Origin of the sequence: Microcella sp. (genome assembly GCF_046296455.1) — a bacterium.
Taxonomy (GTDB): Bacteria; Actinomycetota; Actinomycetes; order Actinomycetales; family Microbacteriaceae; genus Microcella.
The window spans coordinates 1-25,048 of the sequence record NZ_JBKBLF010000017.1; the positions used below are offsets into that span (position 1 = coordinate 1).

Here is a 25,048-nt window from a genome sequence, read left to right on the forward strand (position 1 = left end):
GCGTGCAGGCCGAGGCGCAGCTGCTCGTCGCGCGCGACGCCGTCGGCGCGGGCGGCTCGGCGGGCGCGCGGGCGCGGCTGGAGGATGCGGTCGACGAGCTGCGAGCATCCCGCGGCATGCTCGACACCGACCCGGTCGGCGCACTGGACGCGGTGCGCCGCGCCCTGACGCACGCGCGCGACGCCGAGGTGCTCGCCCGCTACTGAGCCCCCGCCGCTCTGTGCCAGATCTGGGCCAAAAGGGCGCATGCCGCCGCGCTGACGTGCCCTTTTGGCCCAGATCTGCGGCAGAAGGGTGGGGGCTAGCGGGCCTGGAGCCAGGCCAAGACCGCGAGCACGCGGCGGTGGTCGCCGTCGGCGGCGTCGAGGCCGAGCTTGGCGAAGATCGCCGAGATGTGCTTCTCGACCGCTCCGACCCCGATGAACAGCGCCCCCGCGATGGCCCCGTTCGTGCGGCCCTGAGCCATGAGCTCGAGCACCTCGCGCTCGCGCGCCGTGAGCGACTGCAGCGGGTCGACACGGCGGGCCATGAGCTGCGTGATGACCTCGGGGTCGAGCACCGTGCCGCCCGCCGCGACGCGGTCGAGGGCATCGCGCACCTCGTCGAGCGAGACGACGCGGTCTTTCAGCAGGTAGCCGACCCCGCCCGTTCCGGCGGCGAGCAGCTCTTGCGCGTAGGCGACCTCGACGTACTGCGACAGCAGCAGGATCGCGATGGCCGGGTACCGCCGCCGCAGCTCGATCGCTGCCCGAACTCCCTCGTCGCGGAACGTCGGCGGCATGCGCACATCGAGCACGACGGCGTTCACCTCGAGCGACGGCACCGCCGCGAGCAGGGCCTCCGCGTCGCCGAACGCCCCGACGACCTCGACGCCGGCGTCGCGCAGCACGCGAACCAGCCCTTCGCGCAGCAGCACCGAATCATCGGCGACCGCGACGCGAAGGGCTGACATGCCCTCCAGATTAGGCACTCGGCTCGCTGCCGTCGGCCGGGGCGAGGGATGCGGAGCCGACGCCCGCGAGCGGCAGCGCCACTCGCACCGTGGTGGGTCCGCCCTCGGGGCTCGAGATCGCGAACGTGCCGCCCATGCCTGCCGCGCGGTCGCGCAGCCCGGCGAGGCCGTGCCCGACCGACTCGACCGCGCCGCCCACGCCGTCGTCGGTCACGGCGACGACGAGCGCGCCGTCGGCCGTCGTGACGCTCAGCGTGATGGCGGTCGCCTGCGAGTGCTTCGCGGCGTTGGCGATGAGTTCGCTCGCCACGAAGTAGGCGTTGCGCGCCACCTCGTCGGGCAGGTTGGCGGTCGCACCGAGCTCGGTCTCGAGGGTTACGGGGATGCTCGAGCGGGTCGCGAGCGACTCGAGCGCGGCGAAGAGTCCGCGGTCGAGCAGCAGCGGCGGCGCGAAGCCCCGCGACAGGTTGCGCAGTTCGTCGAGCGCGTCCTGCGCCTGGCGCCGGGCATCCTGGATCAGACCGGCGGCCTCATCGGGGTTCTCGGCGAGGCGGCGCTCGGCGGCGGCGAGGTCCATCTGCAGGCGGATCAGACGTTGCTGCGGGCCGTCGTGAATGTCGCGCTCGATGCGGCGCAGGGCCGAGCCCTCGGCCGCGACGGCCGCCTGGCGCGAGGTGAACAGGCTCGACACCTGGGCCTCGAGCTGCTCGTTCGTGAAGCGGCCCAAGAAGGGGCGGGCGATCGCGGCGTGCAGCCAGGTGAGGCCGCGCAGCACGTAGGGCAGGGTGACGAGAGCGATGACGCCGAGCACGATCGCGACGATCACGGCAACGGGCGCGAAGTTCTCGACCCACGCGTTCGGGATGACCCAGCTGCCGCCGTCGCGACCCTCGATGACCCAGCGGTCGAGGTCGAAGAAGGCGACGCGGATCGGCACGGCGACGCTCGCCGCGATGAGCGACAACCACACGGTGACGACCACGAAGCTCAGCGTCGCGACGATGGGCGCGACGATCGCGCCGTGCAGCAGGCTCAGCCAGTAGCGGCCGTTGGCGAGCGGGCGCAACCAGCGCTTCCACCACACCATGCCCGGGTCGCTCGGCCACACCGGCTGCGCGATGGGCGTCTCACCCGAGAGTCGCAGGCGCGCGATCTCGAACTGGCCGGTGTAGCGCGCGAGCAGCAGGGTGAGGGCGAGCAGGTAGATGCCGACGATGACAATGAGCAGGCTCACGGCCGTCGAGACGAACGAGCTGAGCGCCACCGAGACGGCGATCGCGATCACGAAGGTCGGCAGCAGGTAGCCGAGGGCGCGGGGAACGCGGCGCCAGAGGGCGCCGTAGCTCCAGCTGTCGGCGACGGCGGGTGCCGGGGCTGCGGGGGCGGTGGTCATAGGGTTCTCCTGGTGTCAGACTGCCACGGCGCACGGCGCGCCGGGGTGACTCCAGCCTCGCGATCGGCCGCGCGCGGCGGCATCCGAGCGGCCCCCGGATCGTGCGGGGGCTAACCCCCGGGAGCGTCAGGCCTCGAGGCGCAGCGCGACCACGGTCACGGCGATCGTCACGCTGATGGGCGCCTGCCACTCGAGCAGCACCTTCTCGACCTTCGCGCGATCCTGGTGAAAGGCGTTGGGCCCCATGAACACGGCGTCGAGCGCCTGCTCGACCGAGAGCTGCACGCGTTGCCGTACGTCGACCGAGCTGACGAGGGTGGCGTCCGGGATGCTCGCCGCGACCTCCTCCGCCTTGCCGGCCGGCACCTTCATGAGCTTGAGACCGTGGCCCAGCTCGCGCATGTGATCGGCGTGCGGCACGGCGAACACCGCGGTGCCACCCGGCGCGAGGATGCGCCGCACCTCACCCGCGCTGCCGGGCGCGAAGATGCGCAGGGCCACGTCGACGCTGACGTCGCGCAGGGGCACACCTGTCCACACATCGGCGCTCACCCCGGCCAACCGCTCGTGCGCGCGGGCCGCGATGCGCACCGCCGGGGCCGAGGCGTCGAGGACGACGCCGTGCAGCTCAGGCCGGGCATCCAGAATCGAGGTCGCATACCAGCCGGTGCCGCCGCCGAGGTCGGCGAGCCAGCCGCGCGCGTCGGCCGGCACGGCCGCGAGCACCGCCGTGCGAATGTCGTCGTGAAAGCCCTCGGCCTGAAAGCGCTCGCGCGCCTCGAGCATCTCGGGGGTGTCGCCCGTCGCAGGGGCGCCCTTGCCCTTGTGCGCGGCGCGCAGGCTCAGGTAGCCCTGGCGGGCGCGGTCGAAGTGGTGGCGGTTGGCGCACGAGGCGCCGCCGTCGGCCGCGCTCAGCGGCTCGCCGCAGCTCGGGCACTGCAGAATGTCGAAGGCCGCGTCGAGGGTGATCACCCGCAACGGTACCGCGCGCGCCGCCGGTAGATTGGGCGCGGCGACTCCCGAGCAGGTTCGGCGGCCATCCCTCTCTCCGCGAAGGTCATTCCATGGCGGTCGTCTTCATCCTCATCAACGCGGTGTTCGTCGCCGCGAGCAATGTGATGGGCGGCGTCGCGGCACGTCGACTGCCGCTGCCGATCGTCGTCACCATCGCGGGCGTCACGACGATCGTCGTCTCGCTCACTATCGCCGCGGTCATGCCCGGCACCCCGAGCGCAGTCGGCATCGGGCTCGGTCTGCTGGCTGGCGCCTCGGCCGGCGTCGGCCTGCCGCTCGCATACCGCGCCTACGCGATCGGACCGGTCGGCATCGCCGGGGCCATCATCGCCGTCGTCAGCACGGCCGTGCTCACGATCGTCGGGCTCCTCACGGGCGACACGATGTCGCCATTGCGCGCGATCGGCCTCGTGCTCTGCGTGCTCGCGATCCTGCTCGTGACCTACCGGCCGCCGGTCGACGGCAAGCGCCCGAGCCTGCGCGGCCCGCTGCTCGCGTTCATCGCCGCTCTGCTGTTCTCGGTATTCGTGGTCTCGATCAGCTTCGCGCTCGAGGCCGACGGGTTCTGGCCGGTGTTCGCCGCGCGCATCAGCATCACGATCGTGGCGGCACTGCTGCTGGTGCGGATGCTCTCCCGAGAGGGCGGCCGCGCGGTGGCGGTGCACCTGCGGGGCCGGCACGTGCTGATCCCGGTCGTCACCGGCATCGCCGACATTCTCGGCAACCTGTTCCTCGTACTCGCGCTGCAGGCGGGCGACCTCGTGCTGCTCGCGATCCTCGCCCCGGCGGCACCGATCTTCACGGCGATCATCGGCCGCGTGTTCTTGCGCGAGCTCATGACGCGGTGGCAGATCACGGGCCTCGTCGTCGCCTCGGGCGCGCTCGTGCTCGCGTCGCTCTAGGCGCGACGTCGGGCGAGCAGCCGCGCCAGCACGCGCGCCCCGATGAGCACCTCGACTGCGGCGGCCGGGCGCAACCAGCGCGAGCGGGGCACGTCGACCATGCCGCCCTTCGCGAAACTCGCAAGGGTGAGACCGGCGACGGGGATCGCCCACGCGGCGAAGGTCGCGAGCTGCCAGCCGCGGCTCTTCTCGTGCGTCACGGTGAACCAGGTCCACAGCGCGGCATCGGCGAGGTAGTCGCCCTGCGTGCCGAAGCGGGTGACCGTGCTCGTGCGGCGAGCGAGCGTGCCGTCGATGAAATCCGTGGCCAGGGCCAGAACCGGAACGGCCGACCCGAGTCGCGCCGCGGCGGCCGGCAGATTGGCTCGGGCGACCGTGAGCAGATTGGGCAGGCCCATCGTGCGGCGCTCTTCGAGCATCCCGAGATGCGTCACGGTCATGAGCCAGCTCGTCGCGACCCAGACGCGGCCGTGCGGGTGCGCGAGCGCGGCCATGCCCGCGTGCACCGCGGTCGCCTCGGCGAGCGCGATCGGCCGCTTGCGGGCCTCGCGGATGCTGCGCAGCGTCGCGTCGGCGATGAACGCCCCGAGGGCGCGGCCGCCGAACCCGCCGCGGCGCAGGCCGCCGAGCAACTCGTCGGTCGCGGCGCGCGAGTCGGCGCCGTCGAGGATCGCCTCTCGGCTCATCGCCCCTCCCCCCTCGCTCGTCACCCTATTCGGAGCGGGCGGCGAGCTGGCGTGCGATGACCTCGACGATGTCGAGCGGCAGGGGCTGCGCGTGCGCAAAGTGCACCGAGTCGGTCTTCGCACGGTAGGGCCCGACCGCGGCCTCGAAGGCCTCGTCGCCGCGGTAGATGGGGTAGATGGCAAGGTGGTGCTTCCACGTGGCGTAGTGCAGCCCGTGGCGCGCGTCGACCATGACGGCGGGCATCCCATACCGGAACGCCTCGGTGCCACTCGGGATGGAGCGCAGCAGCGTCGCGCGCACGGCGGCGAGCCGCTCGCGCGCGGCCTCGGGCGCGGCGGCGATGTAGTCGTCGATCTCGCTCATGCGCTCATCAAACACCCGGGCAGGGCTCAGCGGGCGGCCGCCACCCGCGCGAGCGCGATGCGGTCGGCGGCATCGAGGGGCGTGATGCCCTCGGCCGCGGCCGTCGCGAGCACCTCGGCGAGGGTGCCGCCGATGCCGCGCAGGCGCGCATCGACGGTCTCGGGGGTCTCGCCGCGCTCGGTGAGGGCGAGGTGGATGACTCCGCCGGCGTTGACGACGTAGTCGGGGGCGTACAGGATGCCCCGCGCGGCGAGCGCATCGGCCCCACTGCGCTCGGCGAGCGGGTTGTTCGCCGGCCCGCAGACGGCGCGCACGGGTAGCTGCTCGATGACGGGTGCGGTCAGGATTCCGCCGAGGCCCGCCGGCACCAACACGTCGGCGGGGGTCGTCACGGCGTGGGCCGCGTCGATCCAGGTGGCGCCGAGCTGGTCGGCGATCGCGAGAGCGCTCGGGTTGATGTCGGTGACGGTGAGCACGGCCCCGGCGTCGGCGAGACGCCGCGCCAGGCGCGAGCCGACCTGCCCGAGGCCGGAGATCACGAACGACCGACCGGCGATATCGGTCGAGCCGAAGACCGCGAGCAGCACCTGCTCGATCGAGGCGAAGACCCCGAGCGCCGTCCCAGCGGCTGGCTCACCGGCGCCGCCGTCGGCGGCGGGCAGGCCGACGACGTGCTCGGTGCGCTCGCGCACGATGAGCATGTCGTGCTCGGTGACGCCCACATCTTCGGTCGTGATGTACGCGCCGCCGAACGACTCGACGAGGTCGCCGAGGTCGAGCAGGGCATCCCGCCGCTGGGCCGGGTCGAGAACGCGCCCCGGCGGCAGCGCGATGACGGCCTTGCCCCCGCCAGCCCCGATGTCGGCGAGCGCGTTCTTCATCGTCATGGCCTGGCCGAGCCGCATCGCGTCAGCGACGCCGTCGAGCCAATGCTCGTAGGCCCAGAGACGGCAGCCGCCGAGGGCGGGACCGATCGCGCTCGAGTGCAGGGCGACGGTGATGTGCAGGCCCGAGCGCTCGCCCGTGACGGTCGTGACGCGTTCGTGCGTGAAGAGGGGAAGAGGTGCGGTGGTCATGCGAGCTCCTTCACGCTCTCGGTCGGTCGGGTCGCGAGCCGCTGGGTGAGCTCGACGAGCAGACGCGGGGCGTCGTCGCGCGGCAGCTGCACGCGCACGAACACGGCGTCTCCGGGGGCCGACCCGGCCTCGGCGAGCGCCGAGCGCAGCTCGCCCGCGGTCGTCGCATCGAGCACGCGCACGCGCGCGCCGCCGAGCGCGGCGGGGATGAGCCGCCAGTTCCACGGCACGATGTCTTGGTAGACCGCCTCGGGGCTCTGGATCATGCGCTCGACGGTATACCCGGCGTTGTCGATGAGCAGGATGACCGGCGCGAGCCCGTGGTGGAACACCTGCCCGAGCTCTTGCACCGTCAGCTGCGCGGCGCCGTCGCCGATGATGAGCACGGGTCGGCGGTCGCGGCGGGCGAGGCCCGCGCCCAGCATGGCCGGGATCGTGTAACCGATCGACGACCACACGGGCTGGCCGAGCAGGTCGCTGCGCTCGGGCAGCCGCAGGTCGAGCGCGCCGTAGAACGAGGTGCCGGCCTCGGCGACGACCGTGGTCTCGCGCGGCAGCCAGCCCTGCACCTCGTGCCAGAAGATCGCGTGGTCGAGGGGCGCGTCGTCCGATGCCGCAGCAGGTGCCGCGAGGTCGGGAACGTCGATCGCCTCGGCGGCGTCGAACCCGGCCGCGGCGGTCACGCGCGCGAGCACCTCGAGCGCGTCGTCGAGCCGCACCTCGGGGTACACCGCGTAGCCGATGCGGGCGTGGTCGAGCGCGAGCTCGACGGTCGCGGTGGGGTCGAAGGCCTGCGTGAAGAAGCCCGTGGTGAAGTCGCTCACGACCGTGCCGACCATGACGAGCAGGTCGGCCTCGTCGACGGCGCGGCGCGCACGCTCGGTCTGCGTGATGGCGCCCATGTAGGTGCCGAGGCTCGCCGGGTGGTCTTCGTCGATCACGGCCTTCGAGCCCACCTGGCTGGCGATGCGCACGCCGGGCAGGTCGGCGAGCGCGGCGACGCGGCCCTCGACCCCGCGGCGGTGGATGCGCGGCCCCGCCAGCACCGTCACCGCACTCTCCCCGGCGAACCGCTGCGCCAGCGCACGCTCGAACGCGGCGAGGGCGCCCGGCTCGCTGCCCCGGGCCCGGATCGGCTCGGCCAGTCCGGCGGCGCTCACCCGCGCGACCGCGACGTCGGTGGGCACCCCCAGGTACACGGGCTTGCTCGAGGTGAGCGCGACGGTCAGCACGCGATCGATCTCGGCCGTCGCGGTCTCGGCGGTGAGCACGGCCTGGGCCGCCGTGACCTCGCGGAAGGCGCGCACGAAGTGCTCGTGGTCGCCGTCGAGCAGGCTGTGGTGCAGCAGGGCCCCGCTGCCGAGCGCGCCCGTCGCGGGCATGCCGACGATCGAGATGACGGGCACGTCTTCGGCGAAGGCGCCGGCGATGCCGTTGATGGCGCTGAGCTCGCCGACCCCGTAGGTCGTGACGACGCTCGCGATCGTGCGGCCCACGCGCGCGAAGCCGTCGGCGGCGTAGGCGGCGTTGAGCTCGTTGCTCGAGCCGACCCACGTGAGGCCCGGGTGCGTCAGCAGCTCGTCTAGCAGACTCAGCGTGAAGTCGCCCGGAATACCGAAGGCGTGCGAGCCCCCGCACTGCACGAGGCGGGCGGCGAGGTACTGGCCCACGCTGATGGTGTCGTCGTTGGTCATCATGACCAGAACCCTGTCGCCTGCCGGGTGCTCACGACAAGATCGGCGTCGAGAACTGGTCGATTCGACCAGAGTTCGGCGTAGAGTGGCGCGCATCATGGTCAGATCAGCCACCCTTCTCGACCCCACGACGCGCCGCATCGTGCGGGCCCTCGACGCCGACCCGCGGGCGACCGTGGGCGGGCTCGCCGAGTCGCTCGGCATCGCGCGCGGCACGGTGCAGAGCCGCATCGCGCAGCTCTTCGACGGCCGAACCCTGCGACCTCAGAGCGTGACGGTTCCGCCCGAGGCGCTGGGGTACAGCATCCGGGCCATTGTGACGGCCGAGGTCGATCAAGACCGGTTCGACGAGGCGATGGTGGCGCTGCGCGAGATTCCGACGATCATCGAGTGCCTCGCCACCTCGGGCCAGAATGACCTGCTGTGCCAGGTGGTCGCGCGCGACACCGACGACCTCTACGACGTCGGCCAGCGCATTCTGCGGTGCCCCGGCATCCGTCGCACGGCCACCTCGATCGTGCTGAAAGAGCTCATCGCCTACCGCACGACACCCCTGCTCGAGGCCTGAGCGGGTTCGTGCTCGATGTGCGTTCTGCCGTGATCCGGTCTAGCATCGCGCGAGTGGGAGATATGCAGTCGCACCTGACCTGCAACGTCGAGCAGTTCAGTCAGCGCATCAAGATGCGCGACAACGTCGATGAACCGCGCGAGGTCGAGCACTTCGCCAACTTCTCGGCCATCAAGGATGCGCGCTCGGCCGCCACCGCCCTCGAGTCGCTCGGCTACGCCGTGACGGTCGCCCGGCGCATGATCTTCCGCGGCACGCTGCGCGCGGCCAAGGTCGCCACGGTCGACGTCGAGACCGCCGACCGCATGGTCGAAGAGGTCTTCGCGGTCGTCGCGGCGCACCACGGCGACTACGACGGCTGGGGCGCCCCGGTCATCCAGGGCTGATACGGCTCACGCCCCCGGGTTCCTGCGCTCCCGCGCTCCGGCGCTCCCGCGCTCCCGCCGCAGGCTCGTCTGTTTCCCGGTCGTGCCCCGTGGGCTGCTGTGCTGTTTTCCGTCTGCGCGACTTCCATAACTTCGGAAGGGGGAACGGCCCCCACTCCGAAGTTGTGGAAGCCTAACGGGTGCGGAAGGTGCGGGCTGAGCGTCTGGCATCGAGCGGCTTCGCGGCTCACTCGCAACCACGGGGTGACCGGCGCGGCGAAGCCCGTGTACTGCCACGCGGTCGTGGGATTCGCTCCGCAGCAGTGAAGAGGCTCAGCGGCCAGCGGCCTCGAGGTCGCCGACGCTCAGCGACACCGCGTCGGCCATGTCGGTGATCGCGACCGGACGGTCGGGCATCCACGTCACGCGCTTCTTCCAGCGGCCGCGCCCGAACCCGCCGACGAGCGCGCGCAGCACCGCCGTCTCATCGAGCCCCGCGTCGGCGAGCGCTGTCAGCTCGTGCGGGTTGAGGCCGAGCGGCTGCTCGCCGTTGCCGAGGTCGCTGCCGTAGAGCAGCTCTCCCCCGGCGGCACGAAACGCTCGCACGTTCTCGATCGCGATCTCCTGGTCAGCCGGTTCGTGAATGGCGAGCGTCGACACCCAGCGCTGCCCCTGCGCCACCGCTTGCGTGATGACCGCATCAGGCAGCGCCTCGGTGAACGGAGCGTGCGCCAGCACGTCGACTCCCGCCTCGATCGCGCGCGCCGCCTGGCCTGCCCCCTCGACGTGCGCGACGACGGGCAGCCCGGCCGCGCGGATCTCGGCGACGACCTCGGCGAGCAGCGCGTCATCCCAGACCGGACCTGCACTGGCGTTGAGCGCGATCTTGATGCGGGATGCCCCTGCCGCCAGCTGCTCGGCCACCGCGAGCTCAGCATCGTCGGCCGAGGCGACCTCGCGCGACGAGCCCGCGGGCGCCCACGCCCGATCGCTCGGGTAGCCGCCGGGCGCCGTGAGGAAGGCGCCCGCGAACTCGAGCGCCGCGGCGAACGGGTCGGGCTCGGCGAGCACCGCGAGCGTGCTGGGGTCTCCCCCGAGGTCGATCACGCGCGACAGGCCGCCCGCGGCGAGCGGCTCGAGTGCGTCCGCCGGCAGCAGCTTCAGGTGCACGTGATGGTCGGTGAAACCGGGCAGCAGCACGCCGGGCAGGTCGACCACCCCGGCCGAGTCAGCGGCCGACGACGGCCCGACGTAGTGCAGGGTCGACCCGCCGCGGCGGAACAGGCTCGGGCCCATCCACGCGCCGCGCCAGGCGTCGGCAACGCGGAAAACGGCGGCAGGGGCATCCATCGCCTTCGGGGTCACGGTTGCCCGATCTCGGTGCGCACCGCGTAGAGCTCGGGGAAGAACGTGAGGTCGAGCGCGCGCTGCAGAAAGTCGACGCCCGCCGAGCCGCCCGTGCCGCGCTTGAAGCCGATCGTGCGGCGCACGGTGCGCAGGTGGCGGAACCGCCAGAGCTGGAAGTTGTCTTCGAGGTCCACGAGCTCTTCGCAGGCCTCGTAGACGCGCCAGTTCGACGCGCCGGCGTCGTGCGCGCCCTCGTAGATCTCGACGAAGACGGGCACGAGCTCGGGGGTGAAGACGTGCGCCGTCGTCACGTCGCGCTCGAGCACGCTCGCGGGGATCGCGATGCCGTGACGCGAGAGGTGCCGCAGAAACTCGTCGTACAAGCTCGGCTCGTGCAGCAGCCCCTCGAGCACGGCGTGCGCCGCAGGGTCGCTCTCGAAGACGGCGAGCATGCCCGCGTGCTTGTTGCCGAGGATGAACTCGATCGCGCGGTACTGATGCGACTGGAAGCCCGAGGAGTTGGCGAGGAACCCGCGGAACTCGGCGTACTCGGTCGGCGTGAGGGTGGCGAGCACGCTCCACTGCTGGATGAGCGCCTCTTGAATGTGCTTGATGCGCGCGATGCGCTTGAGCGCGCCGCCGAGGTCGTCGTCGATGAGGCACTGGCGTGCGGCGCGGGCCTCGTGCAGCAGCAGCTTCATCCAGAGCTCGCTCGTCTGGTGCTGGATGATGAACAGCATCTCGTCGTGGTGCTCGGGCTCGCTGATCGGGCGCTGCAGCTGCAGCAGCTCGTCGAGCGCGAGGTACGAGCCGTAGCTCATGCGGGTCGAGAAGTCGGTGACGATCGACTCTTCGATGTCGCGCGTGTTCTCAGTCATGGCAGCTCCGGGGTGTGCGGCGGTGGCACGCGTGTGCCGCCGAGTGCGGACCCGGGCCGGGTGGCCGAGGCTTCGTAGGCCGCTGCGAAGGCCAGCAGCCGCGAGTCGTCGTAGGCGCGGCCCGCGAAGGTCAAGCCCACGGGCATGCCGATGTCGCTCATGAGTCCCATGCCGACCTGCACGCAGGGGATGCCGAGGTGTCGCGGCACGAGGTTGCCGTTCGCGACCCAGGTGCCGTTGCGCCAGGCGAGCTCGGCGCTCGCGGGGTTCACGTCGGCGTCCGCCGGCCCCACGTCGGCGACGGCCGGGAAAACGACGGCGTCGAGGCCGAGCTCATCCATCCACTGCTCGAGGTCGAGGCGCCGCGTCTCCTCCAGCCCGCGTACGCCCTCGGCGATATCGGGGATGCTCTCGAGCGCCGGCACGCCCGTGGCGCGGGCGCGGTGCACGTAGTCCTCGAGCGGAACATCCTCGGGCGCGAAGCGGCTGAGGTGGTCGTCGTAGCGGCCGGGCAGCGAGCCGGGCGGGGTCGGGAAGATGAGCTCGGGATCCACGTCGGCGAGCCGCTGCAGTGCGGGGTCGCCGTTCGCCTGCAAGAACTCGTGCCACCCCCACATGCTCAACTCGTAGAGCTCGTGGTCGGCGAAGTGCGGGGGAACCAGGCCGCGCGCGACCATCGAGCGGTCATCCACCCGCCCCCGCGATTCATAGTTCGTGACGACCGGATAATCGACCTCGACGACGGTCGCCCCGGCCGCCTCGAGATCGGCGCGCGCCTTCTGCCACTGGGCGACGACCGACGGCCGCGTTTCGATCGGGTCGTCGGCACTCATGTCGCCGACATACATGCGCGGCACGCCGAGGCGCGCGCCCTGCAGCGCGGCCGGGTCGGCGAGGGCGGGGTACGAGGGCGGGCGCACGGTCGTTGCGGGCGGGATGCTCACCCACTGCTGCACGCGCCAGAAGTCTCCCCTGCTCTGCGGGTCGTCGGCCACGACCGCGTCGAGCACGAGCAGCAGCTCGGCCATCGTGCGCGTGTACGGAACGACGACGTCCATCGTCGGCACGAGCGGCCAGTTTCCGCGCACCGAGATGACGCCGCGACTGGGCGTGTAGCAGCAGAGGCCGTTGTTGCTCGCCGGTCCGCGGCCGCTCGACCAGGTCTCTTCGGCGAGCGCGAAGGCCGCGAAGCTCGCCGCGAGGCCCGTGCCCGAGCCGTTCGACGAGCCCGAGACGAAGGGTGCCGTGAGGTAGTCGGGGTTGTACGGGCTCTCGGCGCGCCCGTAGAGCCCGCGCTGCATGCCGCCGTTGGCCATGGGCGGCATGTTCGTGAGGCCGAGGCAGATCGCGCCGGCCGCTCGCAGGCGCTCGACCGTGAAGGCGTCGTGCTGCGCCACCAGGTCGGCGAAGGCGGGCGAGCCGCTCGCGACGGTGAGGCCGCGCACCATGTAGCTGTCTTTCGCGAGGTACGGAATACCGTCGAGCGGGCCGAGCGCGGCGCCGGATGCTCGCCGCGCGTCACTCGCCCGCGCCTCGTCGAGCGCCGCCGGGTTGTCGACCACCACGGCGTTCAGCGCGGGCCGCGAACCGTCGGCGGCGGGCTCGCGATCGTAGGTCGCGATGCGGTCGAGGTAGCCCTGCACCAGCTCCACCGCCGTCACCTCGCCCGCGGCGAGTGCCGAGGCGAGTTTCGTGATCGAGGTCTCGACCAGGGGGATGCGGGTCATCGTGCCGACGCAGCGGGCTGCTGCTGCGTGATGCAGTGGATGCCGCCGCCACGGGCGAGGATCTCGCGGGCGTCGACCGTCACGACCTCGCGCCCGGGGTAGGCGGCGCCCAGCAGCTCCCGTGCGCGCGCATCCGCCACCGGGTCGTCGTAGCCGCACGCGATGACGCCGCCGTTGACCGTGAGGTGGTTGACGTAGTTCCAGTCGACGAAGCCCTCGTCGTCGGTCAACTGGCTCGGCGCCGGAAGGTCGATCAGCTGAAGGCGGCGGCCGGCCGCATCGGTCGCCTGCTCGAGCACGGCGCGCACCTCGCGCATGACGACGTGGTCGGGGTGCGAGGCATCGGGCTGCTCGTGCACGAGCACGGTGCCGGGAGCGGCGAAGGTCGCGATCATGTCGACGTGCCCGCGCGTGCCGAGCGGCTCGTAGTCGCGCGTGAGGCCGCGCGGCAGCCAGATCGTGTGCGTCGCGCCCAAGGTGCGAGCAAGCTCGGCCTCGACGCGCTCTTTCGTGGCGTAGCGGTTGCGGCCCGGGTCGAGCTGCACGGTCTCGGTCACCATGACGGTGCCCTCGCCGTCGACGTGGATGGCACCGCCCTCGTTCACGAGCAGGCTCGGCACACGGGTGACCCCCGCCTGGTCGAGCACGAACTGCGCGATGAGGGCGTCGCGGGCGAAGCTGCCGCCCTGGTCGCCCCAGGCGTTGAAGACCCAGTCGATGCCGCCGAGCGCACCCGTCTCGTCGTCGATGACGAACGTCGGGCCGATGTCGCGCATCCAGAAGTCGTCGAGCGGGGCCTCGACGATGTCGATCTCGGCGCTCAGCAGCTGGCGAGCGCGGGTGAGCTCGCTCGGGTCGACGACCATCGTCACGGGCTCAAAGGGCAGGATGGCGTGCGCCACGCTCGTCCAGGCGGCGTAGGTCGCCTCGCGCGCGGCCGAGCTGTCGCCCATGACCTCTCCCTCGCGGGGGAAGGCCATCCAGATGCGGTCGTGCTCAGCGGTCTCTGCGGGCATGCGCCAGGTCATGAGGCGAGCCTACTGAGGGGGCCCGGCGAGGCACAGCAGCGATCGCGAGCACGGCGACGGACGCGATCGGCAGCGCGGGTGCCATACTTCGAGGCGCGGTCGACGTCTCGTCATCGGCCGCGGAGGGGGAACGATGGGAACACTGACCTACGACTCGACGCTGTCGGCCGATTTCGACGATCGCACCCTGGCGCACCTGCAGATCGTCATGGGCGCCAAGCTGCGACGCAACGAGGCCTTCTACTTCAGCTGGAAGGACGACGCTTCGATCGGCAACGGCCGCAGTGTCATCTGGATGCACCCCACGATCCCCGTGGCGTTCAAGTTCTTTGGCAGCCGGCCGCCCTCGATCAACCGCGCGTGGATCGACGAGCTCATGCTGCTGGCCAACACCCCGTCAGGGTTGCACCTGATTGCCGAGCCGACGACGGTACCCGCAGCGGGCGAGGAGGATTCGTGATGCGCACCACCATTCACTACGACGGCGAGGAGTACATCGTTCCCCGCCATGCCAGCGACCTCAAGGTCGAGATCGAGGCGATCCTCGCTACGGGTCAGGCCGGGTGGTTGCGCGTCAATCACGGCCGGGGCCAGCTCAAGACGGCCGACCTGCTCATTCACCCGGGCGTCGCGGTCGGGCTCATCGATACGAGCGACCCCGAGCACGTGGCGGGCGAGGAGTAGGCCTCCCGCACGCCGAGAAGGGCCGGTTTCCGACGGAACCGGCCCTTCTGCGTCGCTGGACGATCTAGCGCGTGGTGCCGGCGCGCGAACCGCGCGTCACCAGGCCGTAGATCAGCAGCACGATGATCGCGCCACCGATCGCGAGCAGCCACGTGGTGATGTCGAAGAAGCCCTCGAGTCCCACGTTGAAGAGCTGGCTGCCGATGAAGCCGCCGAGCAGGGCGCCGACGACGCCGAGAACGAGGGTGATCACCCAGCCGCCCCCTTGGTTGCCGGGCAGGATCGCCTTGGCAATCGCGCCCGAAACCAGTCCGAGAATGATCCATCCGATGATGCCCATGTCGACCTCCCAGTCGATTCGTCGTACTGACCCCGACGTTCAGGGCCCGCACGAGACAACCACAGGGGCCGCGACCGGCCCCACCCCTTGCCACGCACCACGCGACCGTGATACGGCACGGCCCTACCGCAGCGTCCCGCGCCGGTCAAGACCCCCGGCTGCGCTTGCCCCCCGAACGGGGGTCATGCCAGGGTGAGTGCTCGTACATCTTGGGGCCGTGCTGCCGGTCACCGGCGGCACACACGACTGAGGCGAGGACGACGGCCATGGGAACGCTTCGGTACCACAACGAAGACTTCAGCTTCGATGATCGGATGCTCGCGCACGTTCAGATCGTCATCAGCACGAAACTGCGCAGGGGCGAGAACTTCTTCCTCACCTGGTCGGTTCCGGCGGGCAACGGCAGCGGGCGTCACGCGCTGTGGATCGACAACGGTGTGCCCCTGCACATCACCTTCACCGGCTCTCGGGCGCCCCAGATCAATCGCGAGTGGATCGAGGCCTTGATTCTGTCGTCGGCCACGGGCGGGGTGCATCTCGCCGACGACCCTCCCGCCTCCGCTGACGGCTGAGGGCCGCCCGACCCGCGCCTGTAGCCGCCTGCGGCTCGAATAGCAAGGGCTGTCGCGGATCGCTCCGCGCTCCGTACCGTGGGGCGCGAAGGAAGGCAACCACCATGACGGCCGCACTGCTCGTGATCAACACCGAGCGCATCGCGCTCGCTGACGACGCCGATGTGCACGCGCTCATCGGCGAGATCACGGCGGTGCTCGAGCGCGGTGGCGCGTTCGTGCAGGTGACGGGCGTGCACGGGCAGCTCTTCGAGGTGCTCATCACCCGATCGACGCACGTGATCGTGCGCCACGGGGCCGTCACCTTCGAAGCCGGCACCGCCGCCGGCCCGTGGAACACCAGCATCGACCTCGACATTTAGCAGTCGGCACCCGCCGACTCGCACCCACTCTGCACACCGAGGAGCTCCCCGCATGACGACGCACGACCACGAGCCTCAGCATCGCCGGATGCGCACCGAGGCCTCAGCGAGCACCCACGACGGCAATGCCTGGGACGAGGTGCGCATCACCGCGGTCACGCGACCGGCTCACGCCGCGCCGCTCATCACCACGGTCGACTGGCTCGACGGCGAGTTGGGTGCCGCGATCAGCGCACCGAGCGGATCGGCAGCACCGCGAGCGCCCCGAGAACACTGAGGGCGATCGCGGCGGGAAAGAGCCCGACGAAGCCGAAGGCCAGCACGACCGCGCCCGCGATCGCCGGGGCGATGGTCTGCGGCAGGGTGGCGGCGATGTTGACGACCCCCAGGTCTTTGGCGTGCGCGTGCGAGTCGGGCAGCACCTGCGAGACGAGCGCGGTGTCGACCGCCTGGAAAGCGCCGAAGCCGAAGCCCGCGAGCAGGGCGAAGACGACCATGCCCTCGAAGGTCGGCCACACCCAGGGCACCACTTGCGCGAGGCCGACGATGAGCGATGAGGCCACGACGAAGGGCTTGCGGCGGCCGACCCGGTCGCTCCACGGGCCCGAGATCGCCACGGCGATCACGAGGGTGGGCAGGGCGGCGGCCGAGACGATCGGCAGCAGCACGACGGCCTCGTCGCCCAGGCCGATGTAGTCCTGCAGCAGGTACAGCTGGTACGCCACGACGAGGAAGTAGCCGGTGTAGAGCAGCAGCCGGCCCGTGAACGCCCAGAAGAAGTCGGGGTGCGCGATCGGGTTGACCCAGAAGGTGAGCAAGAAGTCGCGCAGCCGGAAGGGCGCCCGCGGCTCGCCCCGGTTGTCGCGCGGCCCCGTGAACACGGCGAAGAGGGTCAGCAGCACGACCGAGACCCCCGCGAGCACGAGGTACGCGCCGGGGATGCTGCCCGCGAGCAGCGAGGCGAGAATGACGCCGCCGAGCGAGCCGACCATGGTCATCGCGCCGATCATCGCGGCGAAGGTTCCGCGCACGGCCTCGGGCACCCGATCGGGCAGCATCGCCGAGTACGGGCCTTGCACGACGTTGAACGAGATCTGCACCAGGGTCCAGCACAGGGCGACCATGAGGATGCTGCTCGAGAGCCCGAGCGCGACGAGCGCGAGGCCGCCGATGAGCGCCCCGCCCACGATGTAGGGCGCGCGGTTGCCGAAGCGGCTGCGCGTGCGGTCGCTGATCGTGCCGGCGACGGGCTGCGCGATCATCGCGGCGAGCGCGCCGATCGTCGTGACGATCGCCAGGTTGGCGACCTTGTTGACGGGGTCGAGCTGCTCGACCTGCAGCGGCAGCAGCACGGTCGGGATCGCGCCCCACAAGATGAAGATGCCGAGCGTGCCCGGTATGAACCACAGCAGCAGGCTGCGCAGCGGGCCCTGGATGCGCACGCGCTCGACAGGCTGCGTGCCGTCGGCGGCGGGCGGGGTCGAGGTGGTCGTCACGGGAATCCTCTCGCGGCGCTCCCTTGCGCCGCTGCCAGCGTACGACGCGTGCACCGCTGCGCGGTGACGACCTAGTCTCGAGGTCGTGACGAACCGCATCGACGCGACCACGCTGAGCACCGACGAGCAGCTCTCGCTGCTGTCGGGAGCCGACTTCTGGCGCACGCGCGCGCTGCCCGAGCACGGGATCCCGGCCGCGATGACGGCCGACGGCCCGCACGGCCTGCGCGCCCAGCTGGAGGCGACCGACCACCTGGGGCTAGCGAGCAGCGTCGCCGCCACGTGCTTTCCGCCCGCGGCGACGCTCGCGAGCAGTTGGGATGCGTCGCTCGTGCGCGAGGTCGGCGAGGCCGTCGGCCGCGAGGCGCGCGCGCTCGGCGTCGATGTCGTGCTCGGTCCGGGCATGAACATCAAGCGGCACCCGCTGTGCGGCCGCAACTTCGAGTACTACAGCGAAGACCCGCTGCTGAGCGGGCTGCTGGCGGCGAGCGCCGTGCAGGGCATCCAGAGCGCCGGCGTCGGCGCGTGCCTCAAGCACTTCGCCGTCAACAATCAAGAGCACCGCCGATTCGTCATCGACGCGATCGTCGACGAGCGCACGTTGCACGAGCTCTACCTGCGCGGCTTCGAGATCGCCGTGCGCGCGAGCGCCCCGCGCATGGTCATGGCCGCCTACAACCGCATCAACGGCGACCACGCGACCGAGGCGGGCTGGCTGCTGACGAGCGTGCTGCGCGAGCGGTGGGGTTTCGACGGTGTCGTCGTGAGCGACTGGGGGGCGACGGCCGACCGGCCCGCGGCCGTGACCGCGGGCATGGATCTCGAGATGCCCGGCGGTGCCCGCACCGAGCCCGCGATGCGCGCCGCCCTCGCCGCGGGCGAACTCGATGCCGCCGATGTCGCGCGGTCGGCGCAGCGCGTCATCGACCTCGCGGTGCAGGCGCAGGATGCCCGTACCGACGCCGCCCCCACGATGGCCGAGCTGCTCGACCCGCACGACGCGCTCGCGCGCCGCGCGGCGGCGGCGAGCTCGGTCGTGCTCACGAACGACGGGATTCTGCCTCTCGCGCCCGCCACCCGCGTCGCCCTCATCGGCGCCTTCGCCGAGAGCCCTCGATACCAGGGCAGCGGCAGCTCGCTCGTGACGCCGACTCGGCTCACGACGGCGCGCGCGGCGCTCGAGGCCGCGGGACTCGAGGTGGCCTACGCCGCCGGCTACGAGCCCGTGCGCTCGGCGCCCGACGCCGCGCTCATCGCCGAGGCCGTCGCGGTCGCTCGCGCGGCCGAGGTCGCGGTCGTCATGGTCGGGCTGCCGGGCATCGCCGAGAGCGAGGGCTTCGACCGCGAGACGCTCGCGCTGCCCGCGCAGCACGACGCGCTCGTCGCGGCCGTCGCCGCGGCGAACCCCCGCACAGTCGTCGCGCTGAGCGCCGGGGCCCCCGTGCTGCTGCCGTGGCGCGACGAGGTCGCCGCCGTGCTGCTGAGCTCTCTCGGCGGGCAGGCGAGCGGCGGCGCGCTGGCCGATGCGCTGCTCGGCGTCGTCGAGCCCGCGGGGCGCTTGGCCGAGACCTGGCCGGCCGCGCAGGCCGACGTGGCCGCCGACCCGTACTTTCCCGGCGATCTCGCGCAGGTGCACTACCGCGAGGGCCTTTTCGTCGGCTACCGGCACGCGACGACCGCGGGCGTGGCCCCGGCCTTCGCGTTCGGGCACGGCCTCGGCTACGGCGCGAGCGCCTGGGGCGCGGCGCGCGCGAGCGCCGCGACGCTCGCCGAGGGCGACCGCCTGACCGTCGCGGTCGAGGTCACCAACACGGGGCCGACCGCGCGCTCCGAGCTCGTGCAGGTCTACGCCCACAACCGCTCGGGGGTCGTGCTGCGCCCGCGCCGCGAGCTCGTGGGCTTCGCGCGCGCGAGTCTCGCGCCCGGCGAGACCCGCGCGGTCGAGGTCGCCGTGGCTGCCGATGCGCTGCGCTTCTGGGACGTGCGGGTGCACGACTGGGTGCTGCCGAGCGGCCTGGTCGACCTCGAGGTCGCGCGCTCGAGCGAGACGATCGCGGCCGTGGTGGCGATCGAGGTGCTCGGCACGGCATCCGACTCGGCCGAGGGGCCGTCGACCGCGGCGATCGCGGCGAGCGATGAGCAGTGGGCGCGGCGCTTGGGCCGCGCCATCCCGAGCGCAGCACCGGCCCGCCCCTTCACGCGCGAATCGACCCTCGGCGACATCGGCGGCACGCTCGTCGGCCGCAGCCTGCGCAACGCCGTCGTGCGCATGGCGCCCGTGAGCGACGAGGATCGCGCCGATCCCGCCTCGCTCGCCCTCATCGAGCGCAGCATCGACGAGCTGCCGCTGCGCGGGCTCGCCCAGATGTCGCAGGGCAAGCTGTCGTGGGCGGTCGTGGATGCCGTGGTCGCCCTCGCGAACCGGCGACCGCTGCGCGCCGTGGCCACGCTGCTGCGGCGGCGCTGACCCGACGACTCTGACCCGACGACTCTGACCACGCGCGCGGGTGCACCCACCCGAAGGGTGCACCCGCGCGGGGCGGACCACCCGGCAGAGCCGGGCGCCGCGGTGAAGCGCTACCCCCCTAGCGCTCCTCCTCCTCAGCGCGGGTGAGGCGCTGAGAGACATAGACGGGGATGAACGAGAGCAGGATCAGCACGGTCGCGATGACGTTGACCTGCGTCGCCTCGTTGGGGCGGGCCATCTGGTTGAACATCCACAGGGGCAGGGTCTCGACGCCGGCCGGGGCCGTGAAGATCGTCACGACGATCTCATCGAAGCTCAGGGCGAAGGCGAGCAGGCCGCCCGCGACGAAGGCCGTGCGGAACTGCGGGAACGTCACGAGGCGGAAGGTCTGCCACAGGCTCGCCCCGAGATCCATCGACGCCTCTTGCATGCTCGGGTTCATGCGCCGCAGCCGCGCGAACACGTTGTTGAAGACCATGACGATGCAGAAGGTCGCGTGGGCGATGATCATGCCAAAGTAGCCGACCTGGATTCCGGCGGGCTCGAGCACGTTGTTGAACGAGTTGCTGAAGGCGACACCCGTGACGACGCCCGGCAGGGCGATCGGTAGCACGATGAGCAGGTTGACGGTGTGCTTGCCGAAGAACGAGTAGCGCTGCAGGGCGAAGGCCGCGAGCGTGCCGAGCACGAGCGCGATGACCATGGCGCCTGCGGCGACGATGGCCGAGTTCGTCACGGCCGTCCACAGGGCCTCGTTCTGGAAGGCGCGCACCCACCAGTCGAGCGTGAAGCCCGTGATCGGCCAGCTCGCGATGGGCGCGACGTTGAACGAGTTGATGATGACGAGGAACAGCGGCACGTACATGAACAGCAGCACGATCGCCACGACGATGCCGAAGGCGACGCGCGTGCCGCGGGTGAGTCTCAGCATGCGCCGCTCACATCCTCTCGAGGGCGCCGGTGCGCCGGGTGACCAGCAGGTAGATGACGACGAAGGCGATCGGGATGACCGAGAACGCGGCCGCGACGGGCGGGTTGAGGTTGATGTTCGAGGCGATGATGCTGCCGATCATCTGCGCGTTCGCCCCGCCCACGAAGCGCGCCACGATGTAGTCGCCGAGGCTCAGCGAGAAGGTGAAGACGCTGCCGGCGATGAGCGCGGGCCAGAGCAGCGGCAGCACGACGGTGCGAATGGTCGTGAAGCCCTGCGCACCGAGGTCGGCCGAGGCATCGAAGAGGTTGACGGGGATCTGCCGGATGGCCGTGTAGACGGGCAGCGCCATGTAGGGGAACCAGAGGTAGGTCAGCGTGAGCACGACCGTGACGATGCTGAAGCCCGGGCCGGTGATGCCGAGCGGCGCCATCAGCCAGTTGAAGAAGCCCTCCTCGGTGAACGTGATGCGCATGGCGAGGATCTTCACGAGGTAGCCAGCCCAGAGCGGCAGCGTGATGGCGACGGCGAGCACGGCGCGCATCCATGGCGAGGCGAGCTTGGCCATGAAGATGCCGAGCGGCACCGCGAAGAGGGCGCTCAGCACCGTGACGGCGAGCGCGACGCCGAGCGTGCGCAGCGAGGTCGTGATGTAGGCGGGCTCGCTGAACACGAGCACGAAGTTGTCGAGCGTGAATCCGGGGATCACCTTCGAGGTGAATGAGTCGATGTACCAGAACGCCGTGACGAGCAGCAGGGCAAGCGACACGATGTAGAGGCCGATGAGCCACGTGAGCGGCAGGCTCAGCAGGCCGACCAGGCGCATCCAGCGGTGCCGGTAGAGCAGCGTCGAGAGCGGCTTGCTCGTTCTCGCCGGTGTCGTCGTGGTGGTCACGGGTTTCCTTCGCGCGTGCGGGGGTGGAAGCGGGGTGGTGCGGAGGGGCGGGGCGGTCGGCCCCGCCCCTCCGCGGTCAGGGTCTAGCCCTTGATGGTCGCCCAGGCGTTGGTCCAGTCCTGGAACGAGGTGCACTGCACCTCGGTACGGCCGTCGATGCACTGCTCGATCGGGGTCGTCCAGTACCAGACGTTCTCGAAGTACTCCTCGTTGAGGGCGTTGAACTGCTCGCAGTGGGCAGCGGCCTCGTCAGAGAGCTCACAGAACGCGCCGTTGGCGGGAGCCATGCCGAAGTTCATGGCGATGGCGCCGTTCACCTCGGCCGAGCTCGTGTAGTCCATCCAGAGGTAGGCGCAGTTCGGCGCGTCGGACTGGCTCGAGATCATCCAGGCGTCCGACCAGCCGGTCGAGCCCTCGACGGGCAGCGTGCCGCCGAACTTCTCGGTGTCCTCCGTGAACTTGCGCAGCACCTCCCACGAGGTGCCCGCGACGGTCGTGCCGCCGAGGAACGAGGTGATCTGGGCGACCGGGTCGGCCCAGTACTCGGCGACGATCGCGTTCTGCTGCTTGAGCAGGTCGACCGCGGCGGCGAGCTGCGTCTCGTCGAGCGCGTAGGGGTTCTGGATGCCCAGCTCAGGCTGGTGGTACATCAGGTAGACCGCGGCGTCGGCGATGTAGATCGGGGCGTCGTACGCGGTGATCTGGCCGGCGTAGGGGCTGTCGGCCTCCCACACGATGTCCCAGCTCTCGGGCGTCTCGGTGACGACCTCGGTGTTGTACTGCAGGATGTTGGCGCCGCGGCCGATCGGAACGCCGTAGACCTTGCCGTTGATCGTGTCGTAGAGCTGGCCCTGCATGCCCGGAACGATGTCGTCGCCGAAGTTCGGCAGCAGATCGCGGTTGATCGGGGCGACGTCGCCGCCGACGATCAGGCGCAGGCTCGCGTCGCCCGAGGCCGAGACGAGGTCGTAGTCGCCCGTGCGCATGAGCTGCACCATCTCGTCGCTCGTGCCCGCGACCTTGCGGTTCACGACGCACCCGGTCTCTTCGGTGAAGGTGTCGGCCCAGGCCGGCTCGACGAAGCCCGACCAGGCGATGATGTCGACCTGGCCCTCGCCCTCGCCGAGCGCCTCGTGCATGGGAACGTCGGGCACGTCGAAGACGAGCTCGCCCGAGCCCTCGTTCGCGGCGGGCGCGGCGCAGCCGGCCAGCATGAGCGCCGACACGGCGGTGACCGCCGAGAGCGCCATCAGTTTCTGTCGCATGTTTCCTCCTTGATGTGGGGGGTGGTGCTGTGGGGTGGTGCTGTGTGGTGCCGGGGTGGTGCTGCTCGGGGTCGGGTCAGGGCACGATCGCGGCGTGCTCGGTGACCCAGACGGCGCGCACGGCGTCGCCGCGGTGGTAGGGCGCGGTGTCGCTCGGGGCGTGGTCGTTGTGGCGCTCGGCGACGACGCGCAGCCCGTCGGCGGTGTCGACGATGTACCGCGTCGTGGGGCCCGTGTAGACGGTCTCGACGATCGTGCCGTCGACGCAGGTCTCGTGGGCGGCGGGCTCGGTGCGAGCATCCATGAGGCGAACCCGCTCGGGGCGCACGCTCATGGCGGTCGCGACGCCCGTGAGGCGCTCGGCGTGCGCGGCGTCGATGAGGTTCGACAGGCCGAGGAAGCTCGCGACGAAGGCGGTCTGCGGGTACTCATAGACCTCGCGCGGCGTGCCGACCTGCTCGACCTTGCCGTTGTTGAACACGGCGATGCGGTCGCTCAGCGTCAGCGCCTCCTCCTGATCGTGCGTGACGAAGATGAAGGTGATGCCGACCTCGCGCTGAATCTGCTTGAGCTCGATCTGCATCTGCTCGCGCAGCTGCTTGTCGAGGGCGCCGAGCGGCTCGTCGAGCAGCAGCACGCGCGGCTGAAGAATGAGCGCGCGGGCGAGGGCGATGCGCTGCCGCTGGCCGCCCGAGAGCTGGTGCGGCAGACGGTCGGCGACGTGGCTGAGACGCACCTGCTCGAGCGCGGTGGCGACGCGATCCTTCTGCTCGGCCTTGGCGACCTTGCGCACGCGCAGGCCGTAGGCCACGTTCTCGGCGATCGACATGTGCGGAAAGAGCGCGTAGTCCTGAAAGACCGTGTTGACGGTGCGGTCGAAGGGCGCCGCCTGCGTGACGTCGGCGCCCGCGATCGCGATCGTGCCGCTCGTGACCTCTTCGAACCCGGCGATGAGGCGCAGCACGGTGGTCTTGCCCGATCCGGAGGGGCCGAGCATCGAGAAGAACTCGCCCGACTCGACGGTGAGCGTCAGGTCGTCGACAGCGGTCGTCTCGCCGAAGCGCTTGGTGACGCCGGTGAGTTCGACGCCGCCGTGGCCGCGGTCAGCGGGGCCGGGAGCGCCGGGGGCGGTCGTCGCATGAGGGGCGGACATGGCGGCGGGGATCCTCCGAGACATCGTTGGTCGGTGCAATAACTGTAAACGTATAGTTTCATATCTTTTATTTCGATCGCATAACGCCGGTGTAACGCTCTCGGTCGCGTGCCCGACAATGGGGCCATGAGCATCCGCAGCGCCGCGCCCCGCTCGGGCCGACCGACCCGGTTGCACAGCGCCGTCTTTCAGCCCATCGGCGACGAGGGTCGCGCGGCCCTCGTCGAGCGCCGCATCGCCGAGGCGATCATGGGCGGCGTGCTCGCCGCCGGTGAGCGCCTGCCCGCCGAGACCGAGCTCGCGGCTGCCTTCGGCGTCGCCCCCGCAACGGCGCGCGAGGCCCTGCTCGCCCTGCGCGAGCGCGGGCTCATCGTCACGCGACGCGGCCGCACCGGCGGCAGCTTCATCGCCGACAGCGCCGACCCCGTGCACTTCGCCACGCGGGCGCTGCTCGACGGCTCGCGCGTGAGCCTGCGCGACGCCGCCCAGCACTACCTCGCCATCACCGCCGCCTGCGTCGAGCTCGCCGCCCGCCGCGCCGACGAGAGCGAGATCGCCATGATCGTCGCCCGGCTCGAGCGCGGCGACGACCACGACCTCGCCGCCTGGCGCCGCGCCTCTGACGACGCCGTCATCGAGCTCGCCGCCCTGAGCCAGTCGGCGCGCCTCACGCGCGAGCAGATGAAGCTGCAGGGCGAGTTCTCGCCGCTGCTCGCCCTCATCGACACCGACCCCGCGAGCCGCGCCGAGAATCGAGCGCACCTGCTCGCGGTGCTGCGGGCCGTCGGTGCGGGCGACGCCGAGGCCGCCGTGCGGGCGCTGCGCGCCAGCACGCGCGCCACGATCGACTGGCTCATCGCCTACCGCGAGCGGCACGCGAGCGCCGTGA

General features: G+C 71.3%; 27 protein-coding genes and 1 pseudogene. 11 read left to right on the forward strand and 17 right to left on the reverse strand.

Going from position 1 to position 25,048, the window contains the following annotated elements:
- Positions 1 to 206: pseudogene (locus tag ACK4HH_RS09630) on the forward strand (hypothetical protein); the annotation flags it as partial.
- 95 nt (positions 207 to 301) lie between these two features.
- On the opposite strand, the gene ACK4HH_RS09635 reads toward ACK4HH_RS09630, so the two are convergent.
- From ACK4HH_RS09635 to ACK4HH_RS09645, 3 genes are all read right to left on the reverse strand, one after another.
- Positions 302 to 952, reverse strand: coding sequence for a response regulator (locus ACK4HH_RS09635; protein WP_409651139.1), 651 nt, complete (start codon positions 950 to 952; stop codon positions 302 to 304).
- Between the two features lie 10 nt (positions 953 to 962).
- Positions 963 to 2,345 carry a sensor histidine kinase gene (locus tag ACK4HH_RS09640; RefSeq protein ID WP_409651141.1) on the reverse strand — a complete coding sequence of 461 codons (1,383 nt, stop codon included), beginning with the start codon at positions 2,343 to 2,345 and terminating at the stop codon, positions 963 to 965.
- Positions 2,346 to 2,471: 126 nt separating this feature from the next.
- A complete protein-coding gene (locus tag ACK4HH_RS09645) occupies positions 2,472 to 3,317 on the reverse strand; it encodes a putative RNA methyltransferase (protein ID WP_409651143.1) in 846 nt (281 codons plus the stop codon).
- Positions 3,318 to 3,409: 92 nt separating this feature from the next.
- Between ACK4HH_RS09645 and ACK4HH_RS09650 the strand changes: the two genes are divergently transcribed.
- Complete coding sequence (locus ACK4HH_RS09650; protein WP_409651145.1) at positions 3,410 to 4,261, forward strand: EamA family transporter; 852 nt, start codon at positions 3,410 to 3,412, stop codon at positions 4,259 to 4,261.
- Here ACK4HH_RS09650 and ACK4HH_RS09655 read toward each other — a convergent pair.
- The 4 genes from ACK4HH_RS09655 to ACK4HH_RS09670 are packed head-to-tail and all read right to left on the reverse strand — an operon-like array spanning position 4,258 to position 8,084.
- Positions 4,258 to 4,947 (reverse strand): CDP-alcohol phosphatidyltransferase family protein, encoded by a 690-nt coding sequence (locus ACK4HH_RS09655; RefSeq protein ID WP_409651147.1) that lies wholly within the window; start codon positions 4,945 to 4,947, stop codon positions 4,258 to 4,260. The two genes, ACK4HH_RS09650 and ACK4HH_RS09655, sit on opposite strands and share 4 nt — an antisense overlap.
- A gap of 25 nt (positions 4,948 to 4,972) precedes the next feature.
- Entirely contained in the window at positions 4,973 to 5,311 is a 339-nt protein-coding gene (locus ACK4HH_RS09660; RefSeq protein ID WP_409651149.1) for an iron chaperone, read from the reverse strand.
- A 26-nt stretch (positions 5,312 to 5,337) separates the two neighbouring features.
- Positions 5,338 to 6,387 (reverse strand): Glu/Leu/Phe/Val dehydrogenase dimerization domain-containing protein, encoded by a 1,050-nt coding sequence (locus tag ACK4HH_RS09665; RefSeq protein WP_409651151.1) that lies wholly within the window; start codon positions 6,385 to 6,387, stop codon positions 5,338 to 5,340.
- Positions 6,384 to 8,084, reverse strand: coding sequence for an alpha-keto acid decarboxylase family protein (locus ACK4HH_RS09670; protein ID WP_409651153.1), 1,701 nt, complete (start codon positions 8,082 to 8,084; stop codon positions 6,384 to 6,386). Before ACK4HH_RS09670 ends, ACK4HH_RS09665 begins: the two co-directional genes overlap by 4 nt.
- Before the next feature lie 94 nt (positions 8,085 to 8,178).
- On the opposite strand from ACK4HH_RS09670, the gene ACK4HH_RS09675 reads away from it, so the two are divergent.
- Both ACK4HH_RS09675 and ACK4HH_RS09680 read left to right on the forward strand, forming a co-directional pair.
- Positions 8,179 to 8,649: an Lrp/AsnC family transcriptional regulator gene (locus ACK4HH_RS09675; protein ID WP_409651155.1), complete on the forward strand. Its 471-nt coding sequence runs from the start codon at positions 8,179 to 8,181 to the stop codon at positions 8,647 to 8,649.
- A 62-nt stretch (positions 8,650 to 8,711) separates the two neighbouring features.
- Positions 8,712 to 9,035, forward strand: a complete 324-nt coding sequence (locus ACK4HH_RS09680; protein ID WP_409651260.1) for a ribonuclease E inhibitor RraB — start codon at positions 8,712 to 8,714, stop codon at positions 9,033 to 9,035.
- 312 nt (positions 9,036 to 9,347) lie between these two features.
- Here the strand turns inward: ACK4HH_RS09680 and ACK4HH_RS09685 are convergent, their stop codons facing one another.
- Genes ACK4HH_RS09685 through ACK4HH_RS09700 form a run of 4 tightly spaced genes read right to left on the reverse strand, consistent with a single transcriptional unit; the run spans position 9,348 to position 13,994 of the window.
- A complete protein-coding gene (locus tag ACK4HH_RS09685) occupies positions 9,348 to 10,379 on the reverse strand; it encodes an amidohydrolase family protein (protein WP_409651157.1) in 1,032 nt (343 codons plus the stop codon).
- Complete coding sequence (locus ACK4HH_RS09690) at positions 10,376 to 11,239, reverse strand: tryptophan 2,3-dioxygenase (protein WP_409651159.1); 864 nt, start codon at positions 11,237 to 11,239, stop codon at positions 10,376 to 10,378. Before ACK4HH_RS09690 ends, ACK4HH_RS09685 begins: the two co-directional genes overlap by 4 nt.
- Complete coding sequence (locus tag ACK4HH_RS09695; RefSeq protein ID WP_409651161.1) at positions 11,236 to 12,966, reverse strand: amidase; 1,731 nt, start codon at positions 12,964 to 12,966, stop codon at positions 11,236 to 11,238. Before ACK4HH_RS09695 ends, ACK4HH_RS09690 begins: the two co-directional genes overlap by 4 nt.
- Complete coding sequence (locus ACK4HH_RS09700) at positions 12,963 to 13,994, reverse strand: agmatine/peptidylarginine deiminase (protein ID WP_409651163.1); 1,032 nt, start codon at positions 13,992 to 13,994, stop codon at positions 12,963 to 12,965. Before ACK4HH_RS09700 ends, ACK4HH_RS09695 begins: the two co-directional genes overlap by 4 nt.
- Before the next feature lie 133 nt (positions 13,995 to 14,127).
- On the opposite strand from ACK4HH_RS09700, the gene ACK4HH_RS09705 reads away from it, so the two are divergent.
- Positions 14,128 to 14,454, forward strand: a complete 327-nt coding sequence (locus ACK4HH_RS09705; RefSeq protein ID WP_409651165.1) for an ATP-dependent DNA ligase — start codon at positions 14,128 to 14,130, stop codon at positions 14,452 to 14,454.
- On the forward strand, positions 14,454 to 14,678 hold the full coding sequence (locus ACK4HH_RS09710) for a hypothetical protein (RefSeq protein ID WP_409651167.1): 225 nt from the start codon (positions 14,454 to 14,456) through the stop codon (positions 14,676 to 14,678). The genes ACK4HH_RS09705 and ACK4HH_RS09710 overlap by 1 nt, the downstream gene beginning before the upstream one ends.
- A gap of 64 nt (positions 14,679 to 14,742) precedes the next feature.
- On the opposite strand, the gene ACK4HH_RS09715 is transcribed toward ACK4HH_RS09710, so the two are convergent.
- Positions 14,743 to 15,018 (reverse strand): GlsB/YeaQ/YmgE family stress response membrane protein, encoded by a 276-nt coding sequence (locus ACK4HH_RS09715; RefSeq protein ID WP_409651169.1) that lies wholly within the window; start codon positions 15,016 to 15,018, stop codon positions 14,743 to 14,745.
- Between the two features lie 266 nt (positions 15,019 to 15,284).
- On the opposite strand from ACK4HH_RS09715, the gene ACK4HH_RS09720 reads away from it, so the two are divergent.
- The 3 genes from ACK4HH_RS09720 to ACK4HH_RS09730 all read left to right on the forward strand — a co-directional run bounded on the left by ACK4HH_RS09720 (position 15,285) and on the right by ACK4HH_RS09730 (position 16,229).
- Positions 15,285 to 15,590 (forward strand): hypothetical protein, encoded by a 306-nt coding sequence (locus ACK4HH_RS09720; protein ID WP_409651171.1) that lies wholly within the window; start codon positions 15,285 to 15,287, stop codon positions 15,588 to 15,590.
- Between the two features lie 104 nt (positions 15,591 to 15,694).
- Complete coding sequence (locus ACK4HH_RS09725) at positions 15,695 to 15,952, forward strand: hypothetical protein (RefSeq protein ID WP_409651173.1); 258 nt, start codon at positions 15,695 to 15,697, stop codon at positions 15,950 to 15,952.
- A gap of 52 nt (positions 15,953 to 16,004) precedes the next feature.
- Entirely contained in the window at positions 16,005 to 16,229 is a 225-nt protein-coding gene (locus ACK4HH_RS09730) for a hypothetical protein (RefSeq protein ID WP_409651175.1), read from the forward strand.
- Here ACK4HH_RS09730 and ACK4HH_RS09735 read toward each other — a convergent pair.
- Entirely contained in the window at positions 16,180 to 17,448 is a 1,269-nt protein-coding gene (locus ACK4HH_RS09735; RefSeq protein WP_409651177.1) for an MFS transporter, read from the reverse strand. The two genes, ACK4HH_RS09730 and ACK4HH_RS09735, sit on opposite strands and share 50 nt — an antisense overlap.
- 85 nt (positions 17,449 to 17,533) lie before the next feature.
- On the opposite strand from ACK4HH_RS09735, the gene ACK4HH_RS09740 reads away from it, so the two are divergent.
- Positions 17,534 to 19,915 (forward strand): glycoside hydrolase family 3 C-terminal domain-containing protein, encoded by a 2,382-nt coding sequence (locus ACK4HH_RS09740; protein WP_409651179.1) that lies wholly within the window; start codon positions 17,534 to 17,536, stop codon positions 19,913 to 19,915.
- 118 nt (positions 19,916 to 20,033) lie between these two features.
- Here ACK4HH_RS09740 and ACK4HH_RS09745 read toward each other — a convergent pair whose 3' ends face one another.
- The 4 genes from ACK4HH_RS09745 to ACK4HH_RS09760 all read right to left on the reverse strand — a co-directional run bounded on the left by ACK4HH_RS09745 (position 20,034) and on the right by ACK4HH_RS09760 (position 24,159).
- A complete protein-coding gene (locus ACK4HH_RS09745) occupies positions 20,034 to 20,846 on the reverse strand; it encodes an ABC transporter permease (protein ID WP_409651181.1) in 813 nt (270 codons plus the stop codon).
- Positions 20,847 to 20,853: 7 nt separating this feature from the next.
- Positions 20,854 to 21,741: an ABC transporter permease gene (locus ACK4HH_RS09750; RefSeq protein ID WP_409651183.1), complete on the reverse strand. Its 888-nt coding sequence runs from the start codon at positions 21,739 to 21,741 to the stop codon at positions 20,854 to 20,856.
- 83 nt (positions 21,742 to 21,824) lie between these two features.
- A complete protein-coding gene (locus tag ACK4HH_RS09755) occupies positions 21,825 to 23,006 on the reverse strand; it encodes an extracellular solute-binding protein (protein ID WP_409651185.1) in 1,182 nt (393 codons plus the stop codon).
- Positions 23,007 to 23,082: 76 nt separating this feature from the next.
- Positions 23,083 to 24,159: an ABC transporter ATP-binding protein gene (locus tag ACK4HH_RS09760; RefSeq protein ID WP_409651187.1), complete on the reverse strand. Its 1,077-nt coding sequence runs from the start codon at positions 24,157 to 24,159 to the stop codon at positions 23,083 to 23,085.
- A gap of 126 nt (positions 24,160 to 24,285) precedes the next feature.
- Here ACK4HH_RS09760 and ACK4HH_RS09765 point away from each other — a divergent pair.
- On the forward strand, positions 24,286 to 25,048 hold a 763-nt coding region (locus ACK4HH_RS09765), incomplete at its 3' end, for a FadR/GntR family transcriptional regulator (RefSeq protein ID WP_409651189.1).

Excerpts from the sequence above, each read along its gene's own strand:
- ACK4HH_RS09635 (WP_409651139.1), bottom strand. The coding sequence starts at position 952 with ATGTCAGCCCTTCGCGTCGCGGTCGCCGATGATTCGGTGCTGCTGCGC.
- ACK4HH_RS09640 (WP_409651141.1), bottom strand. The coding sequence starts at position 2,345 with ATGACCACCGCCCCCGCAGCCCCGGCACCCGCCGTCGCCGACAGCTGG.
- ACK4HH_RS09650 (WP_409651145.1), top strand. The coding sequence starts at position 3,410 with ATGGCGGTCGTCTTCATCCTCATCAACGCGGTGTTCGTCGCCGCGAGC.
- ACK4HH_RS09655 (WP_409651147.1), bottom strand. The coding sequence starts at position 4,947 with ATGAGCCGAGAGGCGATCCTCGACGGCGCCGACTCGCGCGCCGCGACC.
- ACK4HH_RS09660 (WP_409651149.1), bottom strand. The coding sequence starts at position 5,311 with ATGAGCGAGATCGACGACTACATCGCCGCCGCGCCCGAGGCCGCGCGC.
- ACK4HH_RS09665 (WP_409651151.1), bottom strand. The coding sequence starts at position 6,387 with ATGACCACCGCACCTCTTCCCCTCTTCACGCACGAACGCGTCACGACC.
- ACK4HH_RS09670 (WP_409651153.1), bottom strand. The coding sequence starts at position 8,084 with ATGATGACCAACGACGACACCATCAGCGTGGGCCAGTACCTCGCCGCC.
- ACK4HH_RS09675 (WP_409651155.1), top strand. The coding sequence starts at position 8,179 with ATGGTCAGATCAGCCACCCTTCTCGACCCCACGACGCGCCGCATCGTG.
- ACK4HH_RS09680 (WP_409651260.1), top strand. The coding sequence starts at position 8,712 with ATGCAGTCGCACCTGACCTGCAACGTCGAGCAGTTCAGTCAGCGCATC.
- ACK4HH_RS09690 (WP_409651159.1), bottom strand. The coding sequence starts at position 11,239 with ATGACTGAGAACACGCGCGACATCGAAGAGTCGATCGTCACCGACTTC.
- ACK4HH_RS09695 (WP_409651161.1), bottom strand. The coding sequence starts at position 12,966 with ATGACCCGCATCCCCCTGGTCGAGACCTCGATCACGAAACTCGCCTCG.
- ACK4HH_RS09700 (WP_409651163.1), bottom strand. The coding sequence starts at position 13,994 with ATGACCTGGCGCATGCCCGCAGAGACCGCTGAGCACGACCGCATCTGG.
- ACK4HH_RS09705 (WP_409651165.1), top strand. The coding sequence starts at position 14,128 with ATGGGAACACTGACCTACGACTCGACGCTGTCGGCCGATTTCGACGAT.
- ACK4HH_RS09710 (WP_409651167.1), top strand. The coding sequence starts at position 14,454 with ATGCGCACCACCATTCACTACGACGGCGAGGAGTACATCGTTCCCCGC.
- ACK4HH_RS09715 (WP_409651169.1), bottom strand. The coding sequence starts at position 15,018 with ATGGGCATCATCGGATGGATCATTCTCGGACTGGTTTCGGGCGCGATT.
- ACK4HH_RS09720 (WP_409651171.1), top strand. The coding sequence starts at position 15,285 with ATGGGAACGCTTCGGTACCACAACGAAGACTTCAGCTTCGATGATCGG.
- ACK4HH_RS09725 (WP_409651173.1), top strand. The coding sequence starts at position 15,695 with ATGACGGCCGCACTGCTCGTGATCAACACCGAGCGCATCGCGCTCGCT.
- ACK4HH_RS09730 (WP_409651175.1), top strand. The coding sequence starts at position 16,005 with ATGACGACGCACGACCACGAGCCTCAGCATCGCCGGATGCGCACCGAG.
- ACK4HH_RS09745 (WP_409651181.1), bottom strand. The coding sequence starts at position 20,846 with ATGCTGAGACTCACCCGCGGCACGCGCGTCGCCTTCGGCATCGTCGTG.
- ACK4HH_RS09755 (WP_409651185.1), bottom strand. The coding sequence starts at position 23,006 with ATGCGACAGAAACTGATGGCGCTCTCGGCGGTCACCGCCGTGTCGGCG.
- ACK4HH_RS09760 (WP_409651187.1), bottom strand. The coding sequence starts at position 24,159 with ATGTCCGCCCCTCATGCGACGACCGCCCCCGGCGCTCCCGGCCCCGCT.